Below are 24,204 nucleotides of genomic sequence, written 5' to 3' on the forward strand. Positions count from 1 at the left end.
GGGCCGCCCACCGGCCGACCCACCCCAACCACGCACGGAGGAACCACCTTGACAGGCAAGCACACCCCCACCAGAGCACCGAAGCGACGCGGCCGACGCGCCCCCACGAGCACCCAACCCGACACGCCGACCGGCCCGTGCCGGGTGTGCGTCTACATCCGACGCTCCACCGACGACGAACACCAGCCCTTCAGCCTGCTCGCCCAACGCACCGCCCTACACAAGTACGTCGAAAGCCACCCCGACTGGGTCATCGTCTGCGAATTCGAAGACGACGCCTCCGGCGCCACCACCGAACGCCCCGGCCTCAAGAAAGCACTCGACGCGGCGAAAGCCGGCATGTACGACGTCCTCCTCGTCTACCGAGTAGACCGAATCAGTCGCAGCCTCGCCCAATTCGTCGACCTCGCCGCCACCCTCGACGCCGCCAACGTCCGATTCACCTCCGCCACCGAACCCGTCGACACCGGCGGCGCCATCGGCCGCATGATGCTGCAATTCCTCGCCGTGTTCGCCGAATTCGAACGCAACATGATCATCGACCGGGTGAAAAGTGGCATGACCGCGAAAGCCAGCAAAGGCCAATGGGCCGGCGGCACCCGCCCCTACGGCTACCTCGTCGACAAGAACACCCAACGCTTGGTGCCGCACCCTGACGAGGCACCGATCCTGCGGGACATCTTCCGCCTCTACACCCGCGACCGACTCGGCACCCGTGCCATCGCCAGCGAACGAGCGCGGTGTCCCCAACCGCACCGGCAAGAAGTGGTCCGGACACACCATCAACCGGATCCTGGACAACCCCGCCTACCTCGGGGACATCGCCTACCGCGACGTCTACGTCCCCGACGCCCACGAACCGCTCATCGACCGAAACACGTTCCGCCGCGCCCAAGACATCGCCAACGCCCGCGGCGACGTCCAAACCCAGCGGGCCATGTCCGACTCGGACTACTACCTCACCGGCCTACTCACATGTCCCCAATGCGGACAGCGCTACATCGGCACGTCCGCCAACGGTCGGACCCGCCGTTACCGGTACTACACCTGCTTCACCCGCACCCGCTACGGCAAACACGCCACCTGCACCGCCCCCCGACTCCCCGCCGACGACCTCGACCACATGATCCTCAAAGCCCTACTCGACTTCTACACCACCGCCGAACCCGTCCTCGCCGCCATGATCCAACGCGCCCACGCCCAACACGACACCACCAGCGACGACCGACGGGCCGAACTCACCGCCACCGCCCACCAGATCACCAGCACCGAGAACGCGATCGAGCGCTACCACACCGCGTTCGAGAACGGCACCATGGACGACGCCACCGCCGGACCCCGCATCCGCGACCTCCGCCAACGACTCGCCCAACTCCAGACCCGGCACACCGAACTCGACGCCGGCCTGACATCGCAGCCCGAGCCCCCGCCGCCCGGCACCGTCGCCCGCATCCGCGACCACCTCAGCGCCATCATGACCAGCGGCACCGCCACCGAACGCAAAGCCGCCATCGAAGCCCTCATCGCCGAAGTCCAACTCACCGACCAGGGAGTCGTACCCGTGTTCAAGATTCCCACAGACACGACAATGCCCCCGCCCGAAACGGACGGGGGCACTTCAGGAGTACCACCGGTTCGCACAATGGTGCGGTCGGTGGGGCGGGCGGGACTCGAACCCGCGACCGAGGGATTATGAGTCCCCTGCTCTAACCGGCTGAGCTACCGCCCCGACACCGCGCGGATCTTATCCCGATCGGTGGATCACGGGCCAGCACCGGTGTGGCCCCGCCTCATCCCCGCCGCCGTCGCCACAGCAGCACGATGGGCAACGCGAGGATAACAGTGAGCAGTCAGCCCGCCACGACGACGCTCCAGAGCCATTCCTGTGCCGGCGGCGACCAGGACGTAGGTCAGCAGCAGGCTAACCACGCTCGCCAAGCGGCGGGCTCCTCAGCGGAGGCGGGCTCAGCCGGCGCGCAACTCCTTCAGCACCGCCCCGGCGGCACGCCAGCCGCTGGCGAGAGCACCCTGGATCGATGGACTGTCGCGGTGGTCACCGGCCACGAACAGCCCCTCCCCCATCGACACGGGCTTGCGCAGCCGCCCCTGCGGCGGCGGCGCGGCGGGCAGCGCGTCCGGTACGACCACTGTGGTGAGGTGGGTCCAGTCGGCGGTGGATCGACCGTACAGCCGGGTCAACTCGGCCCGGATGGTCGACTCGGGCGGGGCCGTCGGACCCACCACCGACGTGGCCACGAGGTGTCGTCCGGCGGGCGCGTACGTGCTGGCGGCGTTGCTGAGCACCACCGTGTTCGCGACGATCTCCCGCCGGTCACCGTCGACGAGCAGGATCGGCTCGGCGAGCGGCGGCTCGGGCGCGCTGTGGTAGTACGTGGTGTAGCTGTGCATGCGTACCGTCGCCAGGGCCGGCAGCAGCGCGGCCGCGGCGGGCGGGTCGACGGCGACCACGACGGCTCGGCAGCGGATGTCGCCGGCCTGGGTGCGGACCCGGCCGGGCGCGACCTGCGCGACCGGGGCGTCCCGGTCGAGCAGGTCGGCGGGGAGCGGGTCGGCGATGGCCCGGGGCAGCGCGGCCATCCCCTCGGCGGGCAGACCGATCCGGCCCCGGGCGAACGAGCGCAGCACCATCGCGAGCACGTGGCTGGAGGTGGCCAGCTCCCGGTCGATGAACACGCCGGACAGGAACGGCCGCAGCAGCTCCTCGATGATCGCGTCGGAGAGACCGGCGCGGCGCAGCGCCGTCTCGGCGCTGGTCTCCGGCGCGGAGAGCAGCCGGGACACCGGCAGCGTGGCGCAGCCGGTGGCGAGCGCGGCGAAGCGCAGCCGGTCGAGCAGCGAGCCCACGCCGGCCAGCGCGGTACGCGGCCCGCCGGCCGGTTCGCGCAGCGGGTTGACCAGCCGTAGCAGGTCGTCGCCCCGGCGCACCAGCACCCCGGACGTGAAATAGCCGAGGTTGAGCCGGTCGGTGTCGAGCAGCGTGCCGAGCCGCGGGTAGGCCGTGTTGAGCACCTGGAAACCGCGGTCGATCAGGTAGCCGTCGACGACGTCGGTGGCGACCCGGCCGCCGAGCCGGCCGCCGGCCTCCAGCAGCCGCCAGGGCACGCCGGCGCGGTGCAGCCGGCGGGCGGCGGCGAGGCCGGCCAGGCCCCCGCCGACGACGACCACGTCGGTCTCAGCCAGCATCGCGCGCCTCCCGCTCGCCGTTCGCCCGGGACAAGCGGCCCGGCCACCAGATCTTCGGCCCGATGTCGTACGCGAGCGCGGGCACCAGCAGCGACCGGACGATGATCGTGTCGATCAGTACCCCGATCGCGACGGCGGTACCCAGCTCGACGAGCACCACCAGCGGCAGGACGGCCAGGGCGGAGAAGGTCGCGGCGAGCACGATGCCGGCGGAGGTGATCACCCCGCCGGTGACGGCGAGGCCGGCGAGCACACCGGCGCGGGTGCCCCGCTTGACCGACTCCTCGCGGACCCGGCTCATCAGGAAGATGTTGTAGTCGATCCCGAGGGCGACCAGGAAGACGAACGCGAACAGCGGGAACGACGAGTCCACGCCGGGGAAGTCGAAGACGTGCCGGAACAGCAGCGCGCAGAGACCGAGGGTCGCCGCGAAGCTGAGCAGCACCGTGCCGATGAGCAGCACCGGAGCGAGGAGGGCCCGCAGCAGCAGGGCCAGGATGACCGCGATGACCACCAGCACCACCGGGATGATGACGTTCTGGTCGCGCTTCGCGGCGTCCGAGGTGTCCACGTTGATCGCGGTGAAGCCGCCCACCACGGCGTCCGCGCCGGGCACCTGGTGTACGGCCACCCGCAGGTCGCGGATGGTCTGCTCGGCGCCGTCGCTGTCGGGCGGGTCGGCGAGCGTCGCCTCCAACTGCACCCGCCCGTCGACGACCTTCGGTGCGGCGTTCTCCTCGGGCGGGCCGGTCTGCGGGGCGCTGGAGAGCGGACGGACGTCGGCGACGCCGCGTACGCCCTGGGCCACCTGCGCCACCTGCCGTGCGCTCTGCGCAGTGGTGAAGATGGTTGCCGGGCTGCCGGTGCCGGCCGGGTAGTGCCGGGCGATCACGTCCTGGCCGTCCACCGAGTCGGTGCGCTGGGTGAACAGGTCGGACTGACCGAGGGTGGTGGCGCCGAGCTGGGTCAGGCCGAGCGTGAGAAGAGCCAGGACGACGGCGGTGCTCAGCCAGATCGGTCGGGCGTGCCGGGCCACGAAACCGGCGATGCGACTCCAGATGCCGTGCTCGGCCCGCGGGTCGGCCTGGTCGGCTCGGGGACGTCGGGGCCAGAACGCCCACCGGCCGCCCAGCACCAGCAACGCCGGCAGGAAGGTGAGCATCACCAGCAGGGTGGCGGCGATGCCGATGGTGGCGACCGGGCCGAGCGCCCGGTTGGAGTTGAGGCTGGACAGCAGCAGGCAGAGCAGGCTGACGATGACCGTGCCACCGGACGCGATGATGGCCGGCGCGGCGCCCCTCCACGCGGTGCGCATCGCGTCCCACGGGCGGTCGTGCCGGTGCAGCTCCTCGCGGTAGCGGGCGATCATCAGCAGCGCGTAGTCGGTGCCGGCGCCGAAGACCAGCACGGTGAGGATGCCCTGTGCCTGGCCGTTGAGCTTGACGATGTCGGCGTCGGCGAGCAGGTAGACGAAGACCGAGGCCAGCGCGTACGACATTCCGGCGGCCAGCAGCGGAAAGATCCACAGGACCGGGCTGCGGTAGACGATCAGCAGGATGATCAGCACCACCACGAGCGTGACGAGCAGCAGTGGCCCGTCGATGGCGGAGAAGACCTCGATCAGGTCGGCGAGCAGGCCGGCCGGGCCGGCCACGTCCACGGTGAGCCCGTCCCGGTCGCCGCCGGCGATGTCGCGCAACTGTTCGACGACCGAGCCGATCTCCTCGCCCTCGGCGTCGTCCACCGGCACGACGACCTGGAGTGCCTGGCCGTCCTCGCTGGGAATCGGCGGGGGCAGCGGGTTGACCACGCCGGGCACCTGGGCGAAGCGGGCAGCGTCGGCGCTCACCCGCTGCCGGTCCGCGTCGGTGATCCCCGCCGACCGCTCGTAGACGACCAGCGCCGGCACGGTCTGCCGGTCGACGAAGCCGCCGGCGAGATCCTGGGCGCGGGTCGCCTCGGCGTCGGTGGGCAGGAAGGCGGCGTTGTCGTTGGTGGCGACCTCACTGAGACGCCCGGCGTACGGGCCGGCCACACCGCCGATCACCAGCCAGGCCAGTACGACCGCCACCGCGACAAGTGTGGCCCGGCCGAAGCCGCCTCGTCCGGACATTGCGCTCACCCCAAGAATCGACGCATCAATCGACGCAGCGGGAGTCTAAGTCGACATCGACCATCCTGCCGGGCACGCGAGCCGCAAGCGGCCCAAACCTCCCATTCCGCCCCGCGCCTCGCGCCCCGCGCCCCGCGCCCCGCGCCCCGCGCCCCGCGCCCCGCGCCCCGCGCCCCGCGCCCCGCGCCCCGCGCCCCGCGCCCCGCGCCCCGCGCCGCCAAGATCGTCACAACAACGGGGATGTTGCTGCCTCCGGCACGCGGGAGGCAGCAACATCCCCGAAGTTGCTGCCACGATCGCACGGGCAGGAGCCCTGGGGCGCGGGACGTGGGGACAGCAGAAACGCCCGTCGGCGTACTGCCGACGGGCGTTGGTGGAGAAGCTCCCCCGATTGGACTCGAACCAATAACCTGCCGGTTAACAGCCGGCTGCTCTGCCAATTGAGCTACAGGGGATCGTGCACCGCCTGGAACCGGATCTCGCCGGTGCCCTGCGACGGGACAAGAGTACAGGACATCCCCCGGTGGTGGTCCAGTGGGTTGCACCCGCAGCCGCCTTGATCCAGATTCGCAGGTCAGCGCCACGGCCTGATCGCAATCGGGGCAAATCGCCATCCCGGCACAAGCAGGCTTGAGCGGGGAGCAGGATGGGTAGTTAGCTGCGGACAGAGGACGCAGGCGCGAATTTGTCGCGCCCGACGGGGCAACCCGGCGGGGGCGACGGCGCGTCAGGTACGGAAGGAGCCGCCATGCGCGGAAAGATCATGTTTCTTGGCGGGCTGGCTGCGGGATTCGTCCTGGGCGCCCGTGCCGGCCGGGAGAAGTACGAAGAGCTCGTGGTTCGGGGCCGCAAGGTGCTCGACCACCCGACCGTCCAGGAGGCGGCCGGGGTCGCGCAGGCCCAGGCCAACCGGCTCTACAGCGAGGGCAAGGACAAGCTCGGCCAGTCCAAGCTGGGCGAGAAGCTGGGCAACGGCAGCACCGGCAAGCAGGAGCTGACCGCCGCCGACGACGCGTTCGCCGGCACGCCCGCCACGGTGGGCGCCAAGGCGGGCTCCGGCTCGACGGGCAGCAGCACGGTCGGCACGACCTCCGGGTCGCCGTCGGCCACCACCCCCCGCACCAAGCCGTCCGGCTCGGGCACCAACGGCAGCACGCTCTGACCCATCCGCACGTAGACGGGCCGGTCGCCTGACGGCGACCGGCCCGTGGTCTGTCCGAACGGCAATCTGCTCCGAGCTGTGGTCAGTCCTTGCTGCTGAACGCCGCGTCGAAGGCGGCGCTCGGGGCGTCGAAGGCGAGCCGGCGGACGAACTGCAGTGCCTCCGGGGCGCCGACCAGGCGATCCATCCCGGCGTCCTCCCACTCGACGGAGATCGGGCCGGTGTAGCCGATCGCGTTCAACGCCCGGAAGCAGTCCTCCCAGGGCACGTCGCCGTGCCCGGTGGAGACGAAGTCCCAGCCGCGACGCAGGTCGGCCCAGGGCAGGTGCGAGGCGAGCCGGCCGCGCCGGCCATCGCCGGTACGCACCTTCGCGTCCTTGCAGTCCACGTGGTAGATCCGGTCGGCGAAGTCGAAGATGAAGTTCACCGGGTCCAGCTCCTGCCAGACGAAGTGCGACGGGTCCCAGTTCAGCCCGAACGCGGGCCGGTTGCCGATCGCCTCCAGCGTCCGCTTGGTCGTCCAGTAGTCGTACGCGATCTCGCTGGGGTGCACCTCGTGCGCGAACCGCACCCCGACCTCGTCGAACACGTCGAGGATCGGGTTCCACCGATCGGCGAAGTCCTGGTAGCCGCGCTCGATCATCGACGGCGGCACCGGCGGGAACATCGCCAGGGTGTGCCAGATCGACGACCCGGTGAAACCGACGACGGTCTTCACCCCGAGCTTCGCCGCGGCCCGCGCGGTGTCCTTGATCTCCTCGGCGGCCCGCTGGCGGACCCCCTCGGGCTCCCCGTCGCCCCAGATCCGGGCGGGCAGGATGTCCTGGTGCCGCTCGTCGATCGGATGGTCGCAGACCGCCTGACCGACGAGGTGGTTGGAGATCGTGAAGACCTCGAGGTTGTGCTTCGCGAGCGTCTCCCGCTTGCGGTCGACGTACGAGTCGTCGGCGAGCGCCTTGTCGACCTCGAAGTGGTCGCCCCAGCAGGCGATCTCCAGACCGTCGTAGCCCCACTCGGAGGCGAGCCGGCAGACCTCCTCGAACGGAAGGTCGGCCCACTGGCCGGTGAAGAGCGTGATGGGTCGCGCCATTGTCCTTCTCCCCTGATGTGATGGGGATTCCGTTGTGCGGACCGGGGCGAGGGTGACCGGTCAGACCGGTACGTGGCACCGAGGCGGAACACCGGTGGATGCCGAGCGCACCTGAGCCCGGCGGGTTGCGCCTCCCACCGGGTCACCGGCCACCGTCACGGTCGCCACCTCCACCCTATTTCCGTTGGGCCCCATCGCGAAAGCCCCGGATCGTCACTCGGCCGCTTCTTCGGGCGCGGGCAGGACCGCCCGGACGGTGAACCCGCCGCCGGGATTCGGGCCGGCGGAGAAGGTGCCACCGACCCGCTCGGTGCGCCCGCGCACCGCGGCCAGCCCCCGCCCGGCGCCCCGGGTCTCCCCGCCCGGCGTCGCGGCATCGGCGCCGTCGTCGCGTACCTCGATGGTGACGCCCTCGGCGTCGTAGCGCAGCCGGACCGCCACCGCCGCGCCGGGGGCGTGTCGACGCGCGTCGGCCAGCGACTCCTCGATGATCCGGTACGCCGCCACGTCGACCGCGCCGGGCAGCGGCCGGGGTGCCCCGCCGAGGCTCCAACGCACGGGCTGGCCTGCGGCGAACTCCTCTGCCAGCGCGTCGAGACGGTTCAGGCTGGGAGCCGGCCCGGTCAACGGGTCGGGCTCCTCGGCCCGGTGCAGCGCGCCGCGGAGGCGGTCTCCCTGCGACCGCACCACTCGGCGCCATCGCGCGAAACGCCCCATGCTGGTCAAGGTACGGCAGCCGGCTGAGAGTAGGCCTCCGGCGTCCAGGCAACCCGCCCAGCGGCTCCGGCCGCTCCGGCCGCTCCGACCACCCCGGCCGCTCCGGCCGCTCCGGCCGCTCCGGCCGCTCCGGCCGCTCCGGCCGCTCCGCGATGGATTGTCGAGAGGGGTATACCTGTGAGTCATAAATATGACTCACAGGTATACCCCTCTTCGGTGACATTGGCCTCGGCAAGGACGCGCCCGGTGAGGCGGAGCGCGTTCGCCGACGCTGCGGTTGCCACCAGGAGCGGGTGGCGTCGGGAGCGGGTGGCGTCGGGAGCAGGTGACTCGCAGGCGCCGCCGGCCGTGACCGGCGGCGCCTGCGCGTTCAGTGAGCCCGGTGGGCTCGGCGCGTTCGGCAGGTCAGGGCAGGGTCCACTTCTGGTTGGCCGCGCCGTTGCAGGTCCAGAGGTGGACGATGGTGCTGTCCGCCGAGTTGTTGCCGGAGACGTCCAGGCACTTGGCCGAGGACGTGTTGCGCAGGCTGCCGTCGGACTGGGCCGCCCAGTTCTGCGCGCCGGTGCCGTTGCAGGTCCAGAGCTGGATCTTGGTGCCGTCGGCGGTGCCGCTGCCGGACACGTCGAGGCACTTGCCGAGCGCCTTGATCGTCGAGTTCGGCGTCACGGTCCAGGTCTGCGCCGTACTGCCGTTGCAGGTGTAGATCTGGATCTGGGTGCCGTCGGCCGTGGCGCCGCTGCGCACGTCCAGGCACTTGCCGGCGAGGCCCTTGACCGGGCCGACCCCGGTGCTGCCGCCGGTCCCCTTGACCAGGGTGAAGTCGTCCACGTCGAAGAGCCCGGTGCCGCTACCGCCAAACGTGAGGTAGAGGTTCTGGGTGCCGGACGGGACGTTGGACAGCGTCGTGGTGACGTTGGCGAACGTCGTCCAACTGCCGGTGTTGGGCACCGTGACCGTGCCGAGCACCGGACCGGTGGCCGAGCCGGTGCGGACCTGGATGGTGCCGCCCGCGCCGCCGGAGACGACCCGGGAGGTGAACGAGGTGATGCCGGTCAGGTCCACGCCGTTGTACGCGGCCCAGTCACCCGGGTCGATGTAGCCGACGGTCTGACCACCGTTGGCACCCGCCTTGGTGAACGCGGAGACCCCGTTGGCCGAGCTGAACGACTCGGCCTGGATGGTGGTGTTCCCGCTCGGGGGAGGCGTGGTGCCCAGCTCCTTGATCCGGATGTTGCGGAACGAGGCGTCGTCACCGGTGCCGTGGTTCTGGATGCCGATGTGGCCGGCCAGCGACCGTACCGGATTGGTGTTGGTGAAGTCGTTGATCTTCACCCCGTTGAGGAAGATCTGCAGCCGCTCGCCCTCGACCAGCAGCTCGTAGGTGTTCCACTCCCCCGGCGCGTTGAGCGCCGCGTCGCGGGCCGCGAGGTCTGCTGACTTGAAGGTGTAGACCGAGCCGGTGGTGCGGTCGGCCGCGTCGGTGGCGTCGATCTGGATCTCGTAGCCGTTGTCCACCGCCGACCACGGGTCGCTCGACGGCGGGAAGCCGATGAACACGCCCGAGTTGTCGTCGCCGGCCAGCTTCCAGTCCAGCTTCAGCGAGTAGTTGGTGAACTGCTTGGCGCTGTACCAGTACAGGCCCATGCCGCCCACTGAGGTGAGGGTCGCGTCGGAGTTGGTGAAGTTGCCCGGACCGGCCTGCGACCAGCCGGTCGTGGAGCCGTTGTAGAGCGGGGTGTAGCCGGTCTCGGGCCGGCAGTCGGCCTTGCTCCGGCCGGCCGCGTACCGGATGCCGCCGAGCAGGTGGGCCCGGAACGCCGGCTCGGCGTACGACGCCTGGGTGTGCCCGCCGCCGGTGTAGAAGGACCGGCCGCCGCTGTAGCTCTTGCACCAGGAGTGCGGGTGGTCGGCGCCCATGCCGCCCCCGGAGTACGACGATTCGTCGAGCGTGGCCAGCACGTGTGCGGTGGACCGGGCGTTGGTGCGGTAGTTGTACCACTCGTCGGTGCGGGTCCAGGTCTGCGGCAGGTGCTCGGTGGCCGCGTTACCCCGGTCCTCCACCTTGACGTTGGCCTGCTGGATGGCGGGGTGCGAGGCGAACCACGCGCCGACCAGGTTGCCGTAGAACGGCCAGTCGTACTCGGTGTCGGCGGCGGCGTGCACACCCACGTACCCGCGGCCGGACCCGATGTACGACTCGAAGGCGGTCTGCTGGGTGGCGTTGAGCACGTCGCCGGTGGTGTTGAGGAAGACGACCGCCTCGTACTGGGCCAGGTTGGCGGTGGTGAACGCGGCGGCGTCCTCGGTGGCGGTCACGGTGAAGTTGTTGGCGGCGCCCAGGTCACGGATGGTCTGGATGCCGACCGGGATCGCGTCGTGGCGGAAGCCGGCGGTCTTGGAGAACACCAGCACGTCGTACGGGGCGTCGGCGGCGCTGGCCGGGGTGGTGCAGGCGATGACGGCGAGGACGGCGGTGGTCGCGCCGAGGACGGTTCGCAGGAGTCTGCGCATGGTCGCTCTCCTTCGGGACGGTGGGGAGGGGCTCCCGTGCGGTGGGAGCCCCTCCGCTCAGCTCAGGGCAGGGTCCACTTTTGGTTCGCGGCGGCGGTGCAGGTCCAGAGGTTCACCACGGTGCTGTCCGCGGAGTTGCTTCCGGAGACGTCCAGGCACTTCCCGGACGCCACGTTGCGGAGCGTGCCGTCGGCCTGCCCGGCCCAGTTCTGCGCCCCGGTGCCGTTGCAGGTGTAGAGCTGGATCTTGGTGCCGTCGGCGGTGCCGGCACCGGAGACGTCCAGGCACTTGCCCAACGACTTGATTGTGGAGTTCGGCGTGACCGCCCAGGTCTGGGCCGCACTGGCGTTACAGGTATAGATCTGGATCTGCGTGCCGTCGGCGGTGGCGGCGTTGCGCACGTCCAGGCACTTGCCGCCCAGACCCTTGATCGGACCGGTCCCGCCGGTGGGGGCCGAGCCGGTGGTGAAGGTGAACGCGTCCAGGTCGTAGAGCGCGCCGGTGCCCGTACCCGCGAAGGTCAGGTAGAGCGTGGTGGTGCCGGTCGGCGGGTTGGTGATCGCCCCCGTGACAGTGGTGAAGGTTTCCCAGCCGCCGGTCACCGGGACGGTCGCGGAGCCGAGCACCGTGCCGGTGGCCGAGCCGGCCCGCACCTGGAGGGTGCCGCCGGCGCCCGCCGAGGAGACCCGGGCGGTGAACGAGGTGACGTTGCCGAGCCGGTACGGCTGGAACGCGATCCAGTCGCCGTTGTTGATGTCGCCGACGGTCTTGCCGCCCTCGGCCGGGGTCTTGCTGAACACGTTGATCCCGGACGAGCTGCCGAAGAACTCGGCCTGGCGGTGGCGCGGCGGCAGCGTGTGCTGGGTGTGCGTGGTCAGCCCACCGGCGTCGGTGTACTCGGCGTCGAAGATGGCGAAGATGTTCGCCGCGTCGTCGTGCTCACCGTCGACCGGGATGGTGATCGAGCCGGAGCAGCCGGTCTTCGAGGTGATCTGGTGCCCGTGCTGGTCGTGCCCGAGCACGTAGGTCATCTTGACCTTCGTGCAGTCGATCGTGCCGTCCTCCGGGTCGGTCACCGTGATGCTGTACGGCACGGTGTCACCGAAGCTGAACAACTGCCCGTTGCCGGGGTTGTTGATGGTCACCGTGGGCGCGGTGTTGCCGACGCTGATCTGCACGCTGGCGCTGCCGGTGGCGCCCTGCGGGTCCCGTACGGTCAGCGTGGCGGTGTAGGTGCCGTTCGTGCTGTACGTCTTCGTCGGGTTCGCCGTCGTGGAGGTGGTGCCGTCGCCGAAGTTCCACGAGTAGGTCAACGCCCCGCCCTCGGGGTCGGACGAGCCGGCCGAGGAGAACACCACGGTCAGCGGGGCCGCCCCGGAGGTCTTGTTCGCGCTCGCCGCGGCGCTGGGCGCCCGGTTGCCGCCGCCGACGTAGTCGAAGCGGTAGAGCGCCGAGTTGGCGTCACCGTTGAAGTAGCCGGTGCCGTAGTCGAGCACGTAGTACGAGCCGTCCGGGCCGAAGGCCGAGTCCATCACCTGCTTGCCGACCCAGGGAAAGGCGTCGATGGTGCCCCGGGAGCCGTCGGAGTTGACGTGGATGGGCTTGATCCAGCCCCGGCCGAACTCGGTGGCGAAGAACTGGCCGTCGAACGACTGCGGGAACTTCGTGGTGGAGGTCGACGAGGCGTTGTAGCGGTAGACCGGGCCGGCCATCGGCGACTCGGAGCCGCCGCCGAACTCGGTCGGGGTGCCGGCGTCGCCGGCGTACCGGATCCACGCCGGCTGGGCCGGCGGCAGGGTGGTCAGGCCGGTGTTGCGGTACGAGTTGTTGGTCGGCCCGCCGGCGCAGTTGTACTTCGCTCCGCTGGCGTTGGTGGCGAAGTCCCACTCGTTGTACGTCTCGGTGGTGGTGTTGGTGCCGGTGCAGTACGGCCAGCCGAAGTTGCCCGGCGCGGCGACCCGGTTGAACTCGACCTGGCCCGACGGCCCGCGGGTGGAGCTGGTGGAGCCGGCGTCCGGCCCGTAGTCACCGACGTAGACGACCCCGGTGCCCTTGTCCACGCTGATCCGGAAGGGGTTGCGGAACCCCATCGCGTAGATCTCCGGCCGGGTCTTGGCCGTGCCGGGCGCGAACAGGTTGCCCGACGGGATGGAGTACGTCCCGTTCGCGTTCACCTTGATCCGCAGGATCTTGCCACGCAGGTCGTTGGTGTTGCCGGCGCTGCGCTGCGCGTCGTACCCCGGGTTGCGGTTGGTCCGCTCGTCGATGGGCGAGTAGCCGGCGGAGTCGAACGGGTTGGTGTCGTCGCCGGTGGACAGGTAGAGGTTGCCGGCGGCGTCGAAGTCGATGTCCCCGCCGACGTGGCAGCACAGGCCGCGATCGGCCGGTACGTCGAGCACGTCGACCTTGCTGGCCTGGTTGATCGTGAAGTCGGCGTTGAGGGTGAACCGGGAGAGGCGGTTCACTCCCTGCCAGGCCGAGAAGTCGGTGCCGGTCGCGGGCGCGTCGCCGGCGGGGGTGGACAGCGGCGGCGCGTAGTAGAGGAAGATCTGCCGGTTGCTGGCGAAGTTCGGGTCGACGCCGACGCCCTGCAACCCCTCTTCGTCGTGGTTGTAGACCGACAGGGTGCCGATCACCGACGTGGTGCCGTTCGCGTCGGTGCGGCGCAGCGTGCCGTTGCGGGCGGTGTGCAGGACCGAACGGTCCGGCAGCACGGCCAACGACATCGGCTCACCCATGTCGGACACGCCCCGGGCGAGTTCGACCTGCTGGAAGTCGGTGGCGTTGATCGTGTGCGCCTGGGCCGGTGTCGGGCTGGCCGCGAGCGTGACCGTGCCGGCCGCGGCCACGAGGAGCAGGGCCGATCCGGTGGAGAGCCATCGTCGGGATCGACGAGGGGGTGCGTCCTTGTTGGACATCTGTGCTGTCCCTTCCTGACGAATGAAGCCAGGCCGGGCGCGCGCCGTCGCGCCGGATGCCGTAGCGGTGGTGGGGTCGATGGGTTACCGCGCCGCCGGTTCACCTCGACGAAACAATGTCGTGTTGGCCCCGACACTAAGTCGCGCATGTCGATGTGTCCATACCTTCCGACGATCCAGCATCAACTTTCGTCGATTTGATCGAAAGTTGCCGGGTTGGGACCCCAGAAGGGGCGTCGCGTGCCGCACCCGACGAGGGGCGGCACGCGACGCCGACACGTCACGACTGCCGACCGGTCACCTGACTGGCCAACCCCACCAACGCCGCCCGTACCGAATCCGGGAGCGGGATCGCCGCCAGCGCTCCCGTCGCCGCTTCCTTGCGGATCCTGATCATCTGTTCGATCCGGTCCCGGGCGCCGGTGGCCTCGATGATCTCGCGCAGCTCGACCGCGCCGTCCGCGTCCAACTTCGGGTTGCCGAACAGCTCACGCAGCCGCAGGGTCTGCGACCGGTCGGCGGCGCTGCGGGCCAGCGCCATCATCACCGTGGGCTTGCCCTCGCGCAGGTCGTCCAGGATCGACTTGCCGGTGACCGCCGGATCACCGAAGACGCCCAACACGTCGTCGCGGAGCTGGAACGCGTCACCCAACGGATCACCGAACTCGCCGAGAGCCGCGATCAGCTCCGGCCCCGCCCCGGCCAGCGCCGCGCCGATCTGCAACGGTCGGGTGACCGTGTACCGGGCAGCCTTCATCCGTATCACGGTGAGCGCGCTGGCCACCGAGCCGTCACCCACCCCGGAGACCAGGTCGAGGTACTCCCCCGCGATCACCTCGGTACGCATCAGCGCGAACACGGCGTAGCCCCGGTGCACCTGCTCGGTGTCCAGCCCGCACTCGTGGAACATCTGATCCGACCAGGCGGCGCAGAGGTCCCCGCAGAGCAGGGCGGTGTTGCGCCCGTACGCCTCGGGGTCGCCGCGCCACGACGAGCGGGCGTGCAGGTCGGCGAAGAGGCGGTGCACCGACGGTTCGCCCCGGCGGCGGTCGCTGCCGTCCAGGATGTCGTCGTGGATCAGCGCGAACGCGTGGAACAGCTCCAGCGCCGCCGCGGCCACCACGATCGGGCGGCCGTCGGCAGCCCCGGCAGCCCGCCAGCCCCAGTAGCAGAACAGCGGACGCAGCCGCTTTCCGCCGGCCAGCACGAACCGTTGCAGCGCGGTGAACACCCCGCGCGGCGCTCCGTCGGGCCAGTCCGGGCCCTGCCGGTCGAGGAAGGCGGCCAACTCCGCGTCGAAGCGCTCCCGCAGCCTGCTCGCGTCCGTCGGGGCGACGGTGGACGTCACGATCCCACCCCGGTCCGGCCACCGTCGCCGTTGGCCAACCCGGCCAACTCCAGCAGCAGCGCCTTCACCTCGGTGGCCGCGACCCGGTCCCGGGCAGCGGACGGGTCGGAGCAGAGCAGCACCGGGGCGTCCGCCGGGTCGCTGGGCAGCCGCCCGTGTGAGCCGCGTACCGCCTGGGCGCCGGCGTCCAGGCCGACGGCGCTCATCAGGTAGCGCATGCCGAGCTTCTTGCGGGCCAGCGCCACGCCTGCGCGCGCCTTCGCGGCACCGGGGTTGGCCGGGTCGAAGAACAGCTCGGCGGGGTCGTACCCCGGCTTGCGGTGGATCTCGACCAGCCGGGCGAAGTCCGGCGCGCGGGCGTCGTCGAGCCAGTAGTAGTAGGTGAACCAGGAGTCCGGCTCGGCCACCAGCACCAGCTCGCCGGCGCGCGGGTGGTCCAGCCCGTGCGCGGCCTTGCCCTCGGCGTCGAGCACCTCGGCCACCCCGGGTAGCCCGGCGCAGAGCTTCGCCACCGCCGGCACGTCGGCCGGGTCCTTGACGTAGACGTGCGCGACCTGGTGGTCGGCGACCGCGAACGCTTTCGACGTCCACGGGTCGAGGTACTCCATGCCGGCCTGGGTGTGCACCCGCAGCAGCCCCTCGGCACGCAGCAGCCGGTTGACGTCCACCGGCCGGGACACGTCGGTGATGCCGTACTCGGAGAGCACCACCACTGTCGCGTCGCGGGCCCGTGCGGCGTCCAGCAGCGGGCCGAGCACCGCGTCCAGCTCGGCCGCCGCGGCGGCGGCCTGGGCCGACGAGGGGCCGAAGCGTTGCAGGTCGTAGTCCAGGTGGGGGACGTAGACCAGGGTCAGGTCGGGTGACACGTCGGCCAGGATCTGCTCGGCGGCCTGGCAGATCCACCGCGACGACGGCAGCCCGGCGGTCGGCCCCCAGTAGGTGAACAGCGGGAAGGTGCCCAGCCGCCCGGTGAGCGCGTCGTGCAGCTCCGGCGGGTCGGTGTAGCAGTCCGGCTCCTTGCGGCCGTCGGCGTAGTACACCGGTCGCGGCGTGACGGTCCAGTTGACGTCCGCGCCCATGGCGTACCACCAGCAGACGTTGGCCACGGTGTAGCCCGGTTCGGCCCGACGGGCCGCCTGCCAGAGCTTGTCCCCGCCGACCAGCGCGTTGTGCTGCCGCCACAGCAACACCTCGCCCAGCTCCCGGAAGTACCACCCGTTGCCGACGATGCCGTGCCCGCTGGGCTGCTCGCCGGTCAGGAAGGTGGACTGCACCGAGCAGGTCACCGCGGGCAGCACGGTGCCCAGCTCGGCCCGGAAGCCGCCGTCGGCGACGCCGCGCAGCCGAGGCATGTGCGCCAGCAGGCGGGGGGTCAGCCCCACCACGTCGAGTACCACCAGTCGTCGGCTCATCGCGTCACTCCCGCGGTCACGGTGTGTTCCGGGGTCAGCCCGAGGCCGACCAGTTCGTCTCGGGCGAAGGCCAGCTCGGCGGCGATGCCGGCGGCCAGCTCCGCGTCGGTGCCCGGCCGCCGCGCGGCCGGCAGAACCCCCCAGGTGTACGTCTCGACGTCGAGGTGGTCGCACCCGGCGGTCGGCCCGCTGTAGAGCGCTCTCAGGGCGGCGCGCAGGACGGGCAGGGTCGAGCCGAGCGGTTCCTCCGGTGGGGCGTGCAGCGGCACGTGGTAGTGCACCCGCCACGGGCCGGGCAGCTCCCGGTCCAACGCCTCGTCCAGGTCGTCGGCCGCGTACGCCGCATCGGCTGGGTCGGCCAGACCGGCGCAGCCGGCGCTCCGGGTCTGGTGCAGGAAGCGCGGCTCCACCCAGCGGCGCAGCGCGTCCGCGCCGCCGGCCGGGTCGGCCGCCTCGACGGCGGCGGAGACCTGCACCTTCACCACGGGCAGTCCGGCCGCCCGCAGTCGTTCCAACGCCTCGGCCGGCTCCTCCCAGGCGCACGCCAGGTGGGCCAGGTCGAGGCAGACGCCCAACCGGTCGGTGTCGATGCCGTCCAGCAGCGTGGCTGCCTGCCCGGTGCTCTCCACCACACAGCCGGGCTCCGGCTCGAAGGCGACCCGCACCTCGCGGCCGGTGTCGCGCTGCACCGCGGCGAGGCCGGCTGCGAGCTGGTCCAGCCGGCGTCGGGCGGCGTCGGCCCGCTCGGTGTCCCAGGGCCGCCGCCAGGCCAGCGGCAGGGTGGAGATCGAGCCCCGGGCGGCGTCGTCGGGCAGCAGGTCGGCGAGCACCCGGGCCAGATCCACTGTGTACGTCAGCCGCTGCTCGGTGGTCCAGTCCGGGTGGTACACGTCCTGCTTGACCACCGGCGCCTGGAAGGCCGCGTACGGGAAGCCGTTGAGGGTGACCACCTCCAGCCCGCGCGCGTCCAGCTCGGCGCGCAGCCGCAGACGCAGCGCCGGGTCGGCGGCCAGCTCGGCGGCGACCGGGGCGGCCAGCCACAGGCCGAGGCCGAGCAGGTCGCTGCCGAGCGCTTCCCGCACCGGTACGGCGTAGGTGTCCAGTTGACCGAGGATGCCGGCGAGGTCCTCGGCGGGGTGCACGTTGGTGCAGTAGCCGAGATGGACGGTGTCGCCGCCGGCATGTCGCAGCCGCATCAGCTGCCGCCGCGCAGGATCGAGTTGCCGGTCTGCGGGTCCACGGCGGTGACGTCGAGGTCGCTCAGGTCGAGCCGACCGGACTGGCCGTAGAACTCCACCGGGTTGCGCCACAGCACCCGGTCGACGTCGTCGTCGCTGAACCCGGCGAGCAGCATGGCCTCCGCGGTGGCCCGGGTCAGCAGCGGATCGGAGCGACCCCAGTCGGCGGCCGAGTTGACCAGCATCCGCTCCGTGCCGTACTCGCGCAGCAGATCGACCATCCGCTGCGGCGTCATCTTCGTGTCCGGGTAGATGGAGAAACCCAGCCAGCAGCCGCTGTCCCGGACGAGCTTGACGGTCACCTCGTTGAGGTGGTCGACGACCACGCGACCCGCGTCGATGCCGGATTCGGCGACCACGGCGAGGGTGCGCTCGCAGCCGCGCGCCTTGTCCCGGTGCGGGGTGTGCACCAGCGCCGGCAGGTCGTACGCCACGGCGAGGGCGAGCTGCGCCGCGAAGGCCTCGTCCTCCTCCGGCGTCATCGAGTCGTACCCGATCTCGCCGACCGCCACGACCGCGTCCTTCTCCAGGTAGCGGGGCAGCAGGTCGAGCACCGGGCGGCAGCGCGGGTCGTTGGCCTCCTTGGGGTTGAGCGCGATCGTGGCGTGGTGCCGCACCCCGAACTGCCCGGCCCGGAAGGGCTCCCAGCCGATGAGCGAGTCGAAGTAGTCGATGAACGAGGCGGCACTGGTGCGCGGCTGGCCCAGCCAGAACGCCGGCTCCACCACCGCGCGGACCCCGGCGGCGGCCATCCGTTCGTAGTCGTCGGTGGTGCGTGAGGTCATGTGGATGTGGGGGTCGAAGATGCGCATTCACGCCTCCCGGGGCAGTGCGGCGGTGAGCCGGTCGAGCAGGTCGGTGGCGTCGGCGGGCATCTCCCGGCCGGCGGCGTGCCGCTCGGCGGTGAGCGCGGCCAGCATCCCGGCCAACTCCCCGTCGGCGCGGGTCTCCAGGTCGGCGACCACGGCCAACGGCACGCCGCTGAACACGCACTTGAGCACCGCCTGCCGCCAGGCGGCCGGGTCGAGGTGCCGGGCGTACGGGCCGAGGGCGGCGGCGATCAGCCGGGTGTCGTTGGTCCGGATCGCGTCGTGCAGCAGCGGCACCCCGGCGGCGCCGATCGGCAGCAGCGGCAGGGCCCGCAGCACGGCCCGCCGCTCGGCCGCGTCACCGTGCTGGTAGAGGCTCTCGGCGTACGAGGCGTGCTCGCCCGGCAGGGCGGTGAGCAGCAGCACCCGGGCCGCGTCGTCGGCGGTCCAGCCGGCGGCGTCGGACAACGCGGCCCGACCGCAACGCCGGCCGACCGCGGGAAAGAGCCGGGCGATCGCGGTGGGCTCGGCCGCGACCTGGCGCAGCGCCTCGTCCAGCCAATCGGGATCGGGTACGCCCCGCAGCGCGGCCCGTAGTGAATCCGGTGTCATCCCGTCTCCTCCCCTTGTGCTGCTGCGCCGCTCCGCGGGTGCCCGAGCGCGTCCTTTGCTCTGCTTCACTCCACGCGACGGTTGGTGTCCCGATCTGTTGCGTCCGTTGAAGCAGAGCAAAGGGCGTCGGCGGGTACCTTCTGTCGCCGGCGGTCACCGATTGTTGAGGTGGCCGCCGCGCGCAGGAAATCAATGGACCGGGCGGCCACGTCCGGTGCGGCGTGCGAGTCGCGGGGCAACTCGACGGCGACCAGCCCGCGGTAGCCGGCCTCGGCCAGGGCCGCCAGCACCGGCGGGAAGTCGATCTCACCGGTGCCGAACTCCAGGTGCTCGTGCACGCCCCGGCGCATGTCGTCGATCTGCACGTTGACCAGGTGGTCGGCCACCTCGGCGACACACTGCGGCACCGGCCACGGCTCCAGGCACCGGCAGTGGCCGATGTCGAGGGTGATGCCGAAGCGGGCCGGCGCGTCGAGCGCCGCGTGCAGTCGACGCCAGTCGGTGATGCTCTCGACAAGCATGCCCGGCTCCGGCTCGAAGCCGAGGGTGACGCCCGCGCTGTCGGCGGCGTCGATCACGCTGGCGCAGCCGGCGACCAGCCGGTCCCAGGCGCACTGCGGTGACACCGTCTCGGGCCGCACACCGGCCCAGAACGACACCGCCTCCGCCCCCAGGTCAGCGCCGATCCGCACCGCCCGGCGAAGGAACTCGATCCGCCGGGTGGGGTCGTCGTGCAGCAGCGTCGGTGCGTGCTTGTGCCACGGGTCGAGCAGGTAGCGGGCCCCGGTCTCGATCATCACCCCCAGACCGAGCGCGTCCAGCCGCCGGGCGACCGCGGCGATCCGGCGTGTGAGCCCGGGTGCGAACGGGTCCAGGTGGTCGTGGTCCAGGGTGAGCGCCACGCCGTCGTAGCCGAGGTCGGCGAGGACGGCGAGCGCGTCGTCGAGCCGGTGGTTGGCGAAGCCGTTGGTGCCGTACCCGAGGCGCAGCGTCGTCGCGTCGCCGCTCGGCGGCACGAATGTCCCGTTGCCGGACGGCGCGGGTCGAGGCCGAGCGGTTCCGGGCCGAGCGCTTTCGGGCCGAGCGGTTCCGGACTGCGCGGGTCGGGGCCGGGGCACGGTCATGTCGGGGAGACCTTCCGGGCCAGCCGACGGCCCAGCGGCGCCGCCGCCGCGACGGCCAGCCCGAGCAGGCCGGCGCCGCCGCGTGCGGTGAGCGCTCCCTGCAGGGCGGGCAGGCCGGTGATCCCCGCGCCGACCGCCGCGCGGACCTTCCCGGCCGAGGGATCCCGGACGACCTGGGCCTGGGCCGCGCCGTAACGGGCGGCGTACCACCCGGCCAGCAGCGCGGGCAGCGCGACGGCGAACCCGGCCGACCGGGCCCGGCCCCCGCCCACGACGGCCCGCCCGTCGGCCCCGGCAGCTTCGGCAGCCCCGGCGCCGGGGGCGGCAGCGCCACGGACGGCGGGGACGGCAGCGCCACGGACGCCAGGGACGGCAGCGCCACGGACGCCAGGGACGGCAGCGCGACGGGTGCCAGGGACGGCAGCGCGACGGGCGCCGGGGACGGCGATGGCGGCACTGGCGGCGACCAGGGCGGTGCCGGCCAGGGTCCGCATCGGCAGGGCCGCGTCCGTGCCGGTGACCTCGCGCCGGGACAGGGTGGTGACCGTCCAGGTGTGGGCCGCCACGGTCGCCGCCGAGGGGAGCGCCCGCCACAGGTGGCCGCCGGATGCGCCCAGCAGCACGTCCAGCCCTCGGCAGGCGGCCATCACGGCGGGGCCGGCGGCGGTGTTCTTGGCCAGCAGGTCGTACCCCCAGATGCTGGCGGCCAGCGGCACCGCGAGCGCGGCGGCGCGGCGACCGCCCACGGCGGCGGCCAGGCCCACGCCGGCGGCGGTGAGGCCGGCCGCGAGGCCCAGCGCGGCGGCCGGGGTGACCCGGCCGCTGGGGATCGGCCGCTCGGGGCGTTCGACGGCGTCCAACTCCCGGTCGGCCCAGTCGTTGGCGGCCATGCCGGCCCAGTAGAGCAGCACCGACGCGCCGGCGAGGGCGGGGGTACGCGGGCTCAACGCGCCGGCCGCCGCCGCGCCGGCGACGACGTCCCCGGGGACCGAGAGCGCGGCCGGCGCCCGGACCAGCTCGGCCACGTCAGCCAGCGTGGTCATGGCCACCGTCCAGGCCGGCGTGCAACCGCTGGGTGAAGTCGGTCAGCCGGGCCCACTGCTCGGCCAGCGAGTGGGTGGGCGAGCCGAGCGGGTCCTTGAAGAAGAAGCCCAGGTCGGCCAACGGCCCCACGTGCCCGGCGGCGTGCGCGGCGGCGGTGAGCCGGGCCAGGTCGAGCACCAGCGGCGCGGCCAGCGCGGAGTCGCAGCCGTGCCAGGTGAACTCCATCCGCATCCCGGTGCCGAGGAAGCCGGCGAACGTGATCAGATCCCAGGCGGTCTTGAAGTCGCCCAGCTCCTCGACGTACTCGATGCGGGTGTTGCCCTGCGGGACGTAGCCCAGCGTCTCGCCGAGCACGCGCTGCTTGCTCTGCACCTTGGCCGCGTTGGCGGCCGGGTCGGCGAGGGTGGCGCCGTCGCCGCCGCCGAGCAGGTTCATCCCGGACCAGGAGCGCACGGCGAGGTTGCGCATCGCGAACATCGGCGCGAGCACCGACTTGACCAGGGTCTCACCGGTCTTGCCGTCGTGCCCGGCGTACGGCAGGCGCCGCTCTTCGGCCAGCGCGGCCAGCGCCGGCAGCCGCAGCCCGGTGGACGGGGTGAAGTCGACGTACGGGCAGTCGGCCAGCAGCGCCGCGTACGCGTACAGGGAGCTGGGCGGCAGCACCTCGTCCGGGCCGGCGAGCGCGGCACGCAGCGCGGCCGGGTCGGCGTGCCCGGGGTGCGGTCGAGGTGCGGGTTCGGTGGCCGAGACGTTGACCACGACCACGCGGTCCAGCCGGTTGCGCGCACGGAAGGAGGTGAGGTCACCCACGACGGTCGCGACCCGGTCGGCCTGGGTGCCGCCGAGCGGGGCCGGACGCAGTTCCTGCTCGACGGCGGCCAGCTCGTCGGGGAGCGCGGCGACCAGCCGACCGGGTATCACACCGGTGTCGGCGAGGGCCTCCGCGCGCTTGCTCAACGGGGTGGTGGCCACATCGTGCCCACCGAAGACCAGGTCCGCGAAGGACGGGAGGGCGGGACCGCGCAGATCCGGCAACTCGGTGACGCAGCCGGTCGGCCCGGCCAGGCCGGCCCGCAGCGCGAGCCCTCCGACGATGCTGGTGGTCGCGACCGAACCGCGTGCTCCTACCAGCCAGACACCCGTTCGCATGGTGCTCCTTCCCGTCCAGGAGGAACCGTCGGTGTACTTAAATATAGGAATATCAGAATATTTTTCGAAAAGCTACGGCCTTGGCGGATGGGCCCCGCCCGCCCGACCCGTACCGGAACGACACCGGATCCGGCGTCGGCGTCGGCGGCGACGACGACGGACCGGTTTCCGGTACGGGTGCGGGCAGACGGGGCTGGCAGGCAGGGTCGGTCGGCGTCTCGACCCTGCCTCCCCCGCATCCGGCCGGCCGGGGCGTTGGCGTGCCCCGACCGGACGTCTCAGGTGGTGGCGGTCCTCCGGTGCGGCCGGGGAATCCCGGTCCGGTCGCACCGGACGACCGTCCTGCTCGTGCGCCACCGGGCCACGCGGCCCGGCTGCACACTCTCCGGAGCCGACCTCGTCCCGACCGCGGGGCGCAAACCGCGGTCGGTCCCTCGCCGGTCGGCTCCGGAAAGCCGGTCGGGCGACGGCGGCGCGAACACCGCCGTCGCGGATGGTCAGGGGGTCAGACGGCCACCGCGGTCAGCGCCGGTTCCACGTCGGTCCAGGAGGAACCGACGTCCGCCGAACGGGTCACCGCGTCCAGCACGAGCTGGACCTGCAACGCGTCGGCGAAGGAGGGCGCCGGGTCGGTGCCGGTGGCGATCGCCTCGATGAGATCGCGCATCTGATGGGTGAAGGAGTGCTCGTAGCCGATGATGTGGCCGGGCGGCCACCACGCCGACATGTACGGGTGGTCGCTCTCGGTCACCAGGATCCGGCTGAAGCCCTGTTCCAGGGTAGGCCGGGTGGCGTCGTAGAACTCCAACTCGTTGAGGCGCTCCAGGTCGAAGACCACGCTGCCCAGCGAGCCGTTGATCTCGACTCGGAGGGCGTTCTTGCGGCCCGTGGCGAAACGGCTCGCCTCGTACGTCGCCAGGGCGCCGCCGTCGAGCCGGGCCACGAAGATCGCGGCGTCGTCGACGGTGACCGGCCCGGTGGCCGAGCCGTTGCCGTCCACCGATCCGCTGCCGTCCACCGTGGCCGCCAACCCGCTCGACCCGGCCGGCAACGGCCGCTCCTTCACGAACGTCTCGGTGATCGCGCTGACGCCGGTGATTCGCTGACCGACGACGAACTGCGTCAGGTCGATGATGTGCGCACCGATGTCACCGAGCGCGCCGGAGCCCGCCCTGTCCTTCTGCAACCGCCAGACCAGCGGGAACTGCGGGTCCACGATCCAGTCCTGCAGGTACGTCGCTCGGACGTGCCGGATCACCCCGAGTCGTCCGTCGGCGACCATCTGGCGCATCATCGTGACCGCGGGGACCCGGCGGTAGTTGAACCCGCACATCGATCGCACCCCGGCGGCGCGGGCGGTGTCCGCCGCGGCGGTCATCGCCCATGCCTCCGCCACTGTGTTGGCCAGCGGCTTCTCGCACAGGACGTGCTTGCCGGCGGCCAGTGCGGCGAGGGCGATCTCGGCGTGACTGTCGCCGGGTGTGCAGATATCGACCACGTCGATGTCGGCGGAGTTGATCACGTCACGCCAGTCCGTCGTGTACGCGTCCCAGCCGAGCCGGTCGGCGGCCTCGGCCACCTTCGGTGTGTCGCGGCCGCAGATCAGCGCCATTCTGGCCCGTGCCGGCAGGTCGTACACGCGGTTCACGGTGCGCCACGCCTGCGAGTGCGCGGCGCCCATGAACGCGTAACCGACCATGCCGATCCGCAGTTCTCTGTCTGTCGTGGACAAGGTGGGTCTCCCCCCGGTATG

General features: G+C 71.9%; 17 protein-coding genes, 2 tRNA genes and 2 pseudogenes. 3 read left to right on the plus strand and 18 right to left on the minus strand.

Features of this window, described 5'->3' with window-relative positions:
- Positions 1-144 precede the first annotated feature (144 nt).
- Both ABZU46_RS02805 and ABZU46_RS02810 read left to right on the plus strand, forming a co-directional pair.
- Positions 145-528 (plus strand): annotated as a pseudogene (locus ABZU46_RS02805) (recombinase family protein); the annotation flags it as partial.
- A gap of 187 nt (positions 529-715) precedes the next feature.
- A pseudogene (locus ABZU46_RS02810) lies at positions 716-1,081 on the plus strand (recombinase family protein); the annotation flags it as partial.
- A 57-nt stretch (positions 1,082-1,138) separates the two neighbouring features.
- On the opposite strand, the gene ABZU46_RS02815 reads toward ABZU46_RS02810, so the two are convergent.
- From ABZU46_RS02815 to ABZU46_RS02835, 5 genes are all read right to left on the minus strand, one after another.
- Entirely contained in the window at positions 1,139-1,537 is a 399-nt protein-coding gene (locus ABZU46_RS02815; protein WP_354854572.1) for a hypothetical protein, read from the minus strand.
- A 118-nt stretch (positions 1,538-1,655) separates the two neighbouring features.
- Positions 1,656-1,729 (minus strand) — tRNA-Ile (locus ABZU46_RS02820).
- A gap of 236 nt (positions 1,730-1,965) precedes the next feature.
- Complete coding sequence (locus ABZU46_RS02825; protein WP_354854574.1) at positions 1,966-3,204, minus strand: FAD-dependent oxidoreductase; 1,239 nt, start codon at positions 3,202-3,204, stop codon at positions 1,966-1,968.
- Positions 3,194-5,317: an MMPL family transporter gene (locus ABZU46_RS02830; RefSeq protein WP_354854576.1), complete on the minus strand. Its 2,124-nt coding sequence runs from the start codon at positions 5,315-5,317 to the stop codon at positions 3,194-3,196. The genes ABZU46_RS02825 and ABZU46_RS02830 overlap by 11 nt, the downstream gene beginning before the upstream one ends.
- Positions 5,318-5,699: 382 nt before the next feature.
- Positions 5,700-5,772 (minus strand) — tRNA-Asn (locus tag ABZU46_RS02835).
- Positions 5,773-6,065: 293 nt separating this feature from the next.
- Here ABZU46_RS02835 and ABZU46_RS02840 point away from each other — a divergent pair.
- On the plus strand, positions 6,066-6,479 hold the full coding sequence (locus ABZU46_RS02840) for a hypothetical protein (RefSeq protein ID WP_354854578.1): 414 nt from the start codon (positions 6,066-6,068) through the stop codon (positions 6,477-6,479).
- Between the two features lie 82 nt (positions 6,480-6,561).
- Here ABZU46_RS02840 and ABZU46_RS02845 read toward each other — a convergent pair whose 3' ends face one another.
- The 13 genes from ABZU46_RS02845 to ABZU46_RS02905 form a co-directional block, all read right to left on the minus strand.
- On the minus strand, positions 6,562-7,569 hold the full coding sequence (locus ABZU46_RS02845; RefSeq protein WP_354854580.1) for a sugar phosphate isomerase/epimerase family protein: 1,008 nt from the start codon (positions 7,567-7,569) through the stop codon (positions 6,562-6,564).
- Positions 7,570-7,782: 213 nt separating this feature from the next.
- Positions 7,783-8,286: an ATP-binding protein gene (locus ABZU46_RS02850; RefSeq protein ID WP_354854582.1), complete on the minus strand. Its 504-nt coding sequence runs from the start codon at positions 8,284-8,286 to the stop codon at positions 7,783-7,785.
- 405 nt (positions 8,287-8,691) lie between these two features.
- Positions 8,692-10,797 (minus strand): ThuA domain-containing protein, encoded by a 2,106-nt coding sequence (locus ABZU46_RS02855; protein WP_354854584.1) that lies wholly within the window; start codon positions 10,795-10,797, stop codon positions 8,692-8,694.
- Between the two features lie 62 nt (positions 10,798-10,859).
- Positions 10,860-13,715: a PQQ-dependent sugar dehydrogenase gene (locus ABZU46_RS02860; protein ID WP_354854586.1), complete on the minus strand. Its 2,856-nt coding sequence runs from the start codon at positions 13,713-13,715 to the stop codon at positions 10,860-10,862.
- A gap of 280 nt (positions 13,716-13,995) precedes the next feature.
- The gene (locus tag ABZU46_RS02865) at positions 13,996-15,063 is read right to left on the minus strand and encodes a polyprenyl synthetase family protein (RefSeq protein ID WP_354854588.1); all 1,068 of its coding nucleotides are present in this window, start codon (positions 15,061-15,063) and stop codon (positions 13,996-13,998) included.
- Positions 15,060-16,475, minus strand: a complete 1,416-nt coding sequence (locus tag ABZU46_RS02870) for a nucleotide pyrophosphatase/phosphodiesterase family protein (RefSeq protein ID WP_354854590.1) — start codon at positions 16,473-16,475, stop codon at positions 15,060-15,062. Before ABZU46_RS02870 ends, ABZU46_RS02865 begins: the two co-directional genes overlap by 4 nt.
- Positions 16,472-17,671 (minus strand): metabolite traffic protein EboE, encoded by a 1,200-nt coding sequence (gene eboE / locus ABZU46_RS02875; protein WP_354854592.1) that lies wholly within the window; start codon positions 17,669-17,671, stop codon positions 16,472-16,474. Before eboE ends, ABZU46_RS02870 begins: the two co-directional genes overlap by 4 nt.
- Positions 17,671-18,525 (minus strand): TatD family hydrolase, encoded by an 855-nt coding sequence (locus ABZU46_RS02880; protein ID WP_354854594.1) that lies wholly within the window; start codon positions 18,523-18,525, stop codon positions 17,671-17,673. The genes eboE and ABZU46_RS02880 overlap by 1 nt, the downstream gene beginning before the upstream one ends.
- Positions 18,526-19,134, minus strand: a complete 609-nt coding sequence (locus ABZU46_RS02885) for an EboA domain-containing protein (protein ID WP_354854596.1) — start codon at positions 19,132-19,134, stop codon at positions 18,526-18,528.
- A gap of 65 nt (positions 19,135-19,199) precedes the next feature.
- The gene (locus tag ABZU46_RS02890; protein WP_354854598.1) at positions 19,200-20,150 is read right to left on the minus strand and encodes a sugar phosphate isomerase/epimerase family protein; all 951 of its coding nucleotides are present in this window, start codon (positions 20,148-20,150) and stop codon (positions 19,200-19,202) included.
- Between the two features lie 104 nt (positions 20,151-20,254).
- Entirely contained in the window at positions 20,255-21,301 is a 1,047-nt protein-coding gene (locus tag ABZU46_RS02895; RefSeq protein WP_354854599.1) for an SCO3242 family prenyltransferase, read from the minus strand.
- Positions 21,285-22,451, minus strand: coding sequence for an inositol-3-phosphate synthase (locus tag ABZU46_RS02900; protein ID WP_354854600.1), 1,167 nt, complete (start codon positions 22,449-22,451; stop codon positions 21,285-21,287). The genes ABZU46_RS02895 and ABZU46_RS02900 overlap by 17 nt, the downstream gene beginning before the upstream one ends.
- A 505-nt stretch (positions 22,452-22,956) precedes the next feature.
- A complete protein-coding gene (locus ABZU46_RS02905) occupies positions 22,957-24,183 on the minus strand; it encodes a Gfo/Idh/MocA family oxidoreductase (RefSeq protein ID WP_354854602.1) in 1,227 nt (408 codons plus the stop codon).
- Positions 24,184-24,204: the final 21 nt, after the last annotated feature.

Source organism: Micromonospora sp. NPDC005197 (assembly GCF_040608295.1).
GTDB lineage: Bacteria > Actinomycetota > Actinomycetes > Mycobacteriales > Micromonosporaceae > Micromonospora.

Coding starts and splice junctions, on each gene's coding strand:
- ABZU46_RS02855 (WP_354854584.1), bottom strand. CDS start 10,797: ATGCGCAGACTCCTGCGAACCGTCCTCGGCGCGACCACCGCCGTCCTC.
- ABZU46_RS02825 (WP_354854574.1), bottom strand. CDS start 3,204: ATGCTGGCTGAGACCGACGTGGTCGTCGTCGGCGGGGGCCTGGCCGGC.
- ABZU46_RS02870 (WP_354854590.1), bottom strand. CDS start 16,475: ATGAGCCGACGACTGGTGGTACTCGACGTGGTGGGGCTGACCCCCCGC.
- ABZU46_RS02885 (WP_354854596.1), bottom strand. CDS start 19,134: ATGACACCGGATTCACTACGGGCCGCGCTGCGGGGCGTACCCGATCCC.
- ABZU46_RS02900 (WP_354854600.1), bottom strand. CDS start 22,451: ATGCGAACGGGTGTCTGGCTGGTAGGAGCACGCGGTTCGGTCGCGACC.
- ABZU46_RS02880 (WP_354854594.1), bottom strand. CDS start 18,525: ATGCGCATCTTCGACCCCCACATCCACATGACCTCACGCACCACCGAC.
- ABZU46_RS02895 (WP_354854599.1), bottom strand. CDS start 21,301: ATGACCACGCTGGCTGACGTGGCCGAGCTGGTCCGGGCGCCGGCCGCG.
- ABZU46_RS02830 (WP_354854576.1), bottom strand. CDS start 5,317: ATGTCCGGACGAGGCGGCTTCGGCCGGGCCACACTTGTCGCGGTGGCG.
- ABZU46_RS02845 (WP_354854580.1), bottom strand. CDS start 7,569: ATGGCGCGACCCATCACGCTCTTCACCGGCCAGTGGGCCGACCTTCCG.
- ABZU46_RS02850 (WP_354854582.1), bottom strand. CDS start 8,286: ATGGGGCGTTTCGCGCGATGGCGCCGAGTGGTGCGGTCGCAGGGAGAC.
- eboE (WP_354854592.1), bottom strand. CDS start 17,671: ATGCGGCTGCGACATGCCGGCGGCGACACCGTCCATCTCGGCTACTGC.
- ABZU46_RS02840 (WP_354854578.1), top strand. CDS start 6,066: ATGCGCGGAAAGATCATGTTTCTTGGCGGGCTGGCTGCGGGATTCGTC.
- ABZU46_RS02860 (WP_354854586.1), bottom strand. CDS start 13,715: ATGTCCAACAAGGACGCACCCCCTCGTCGATCCCGACGATGGCTCTCC.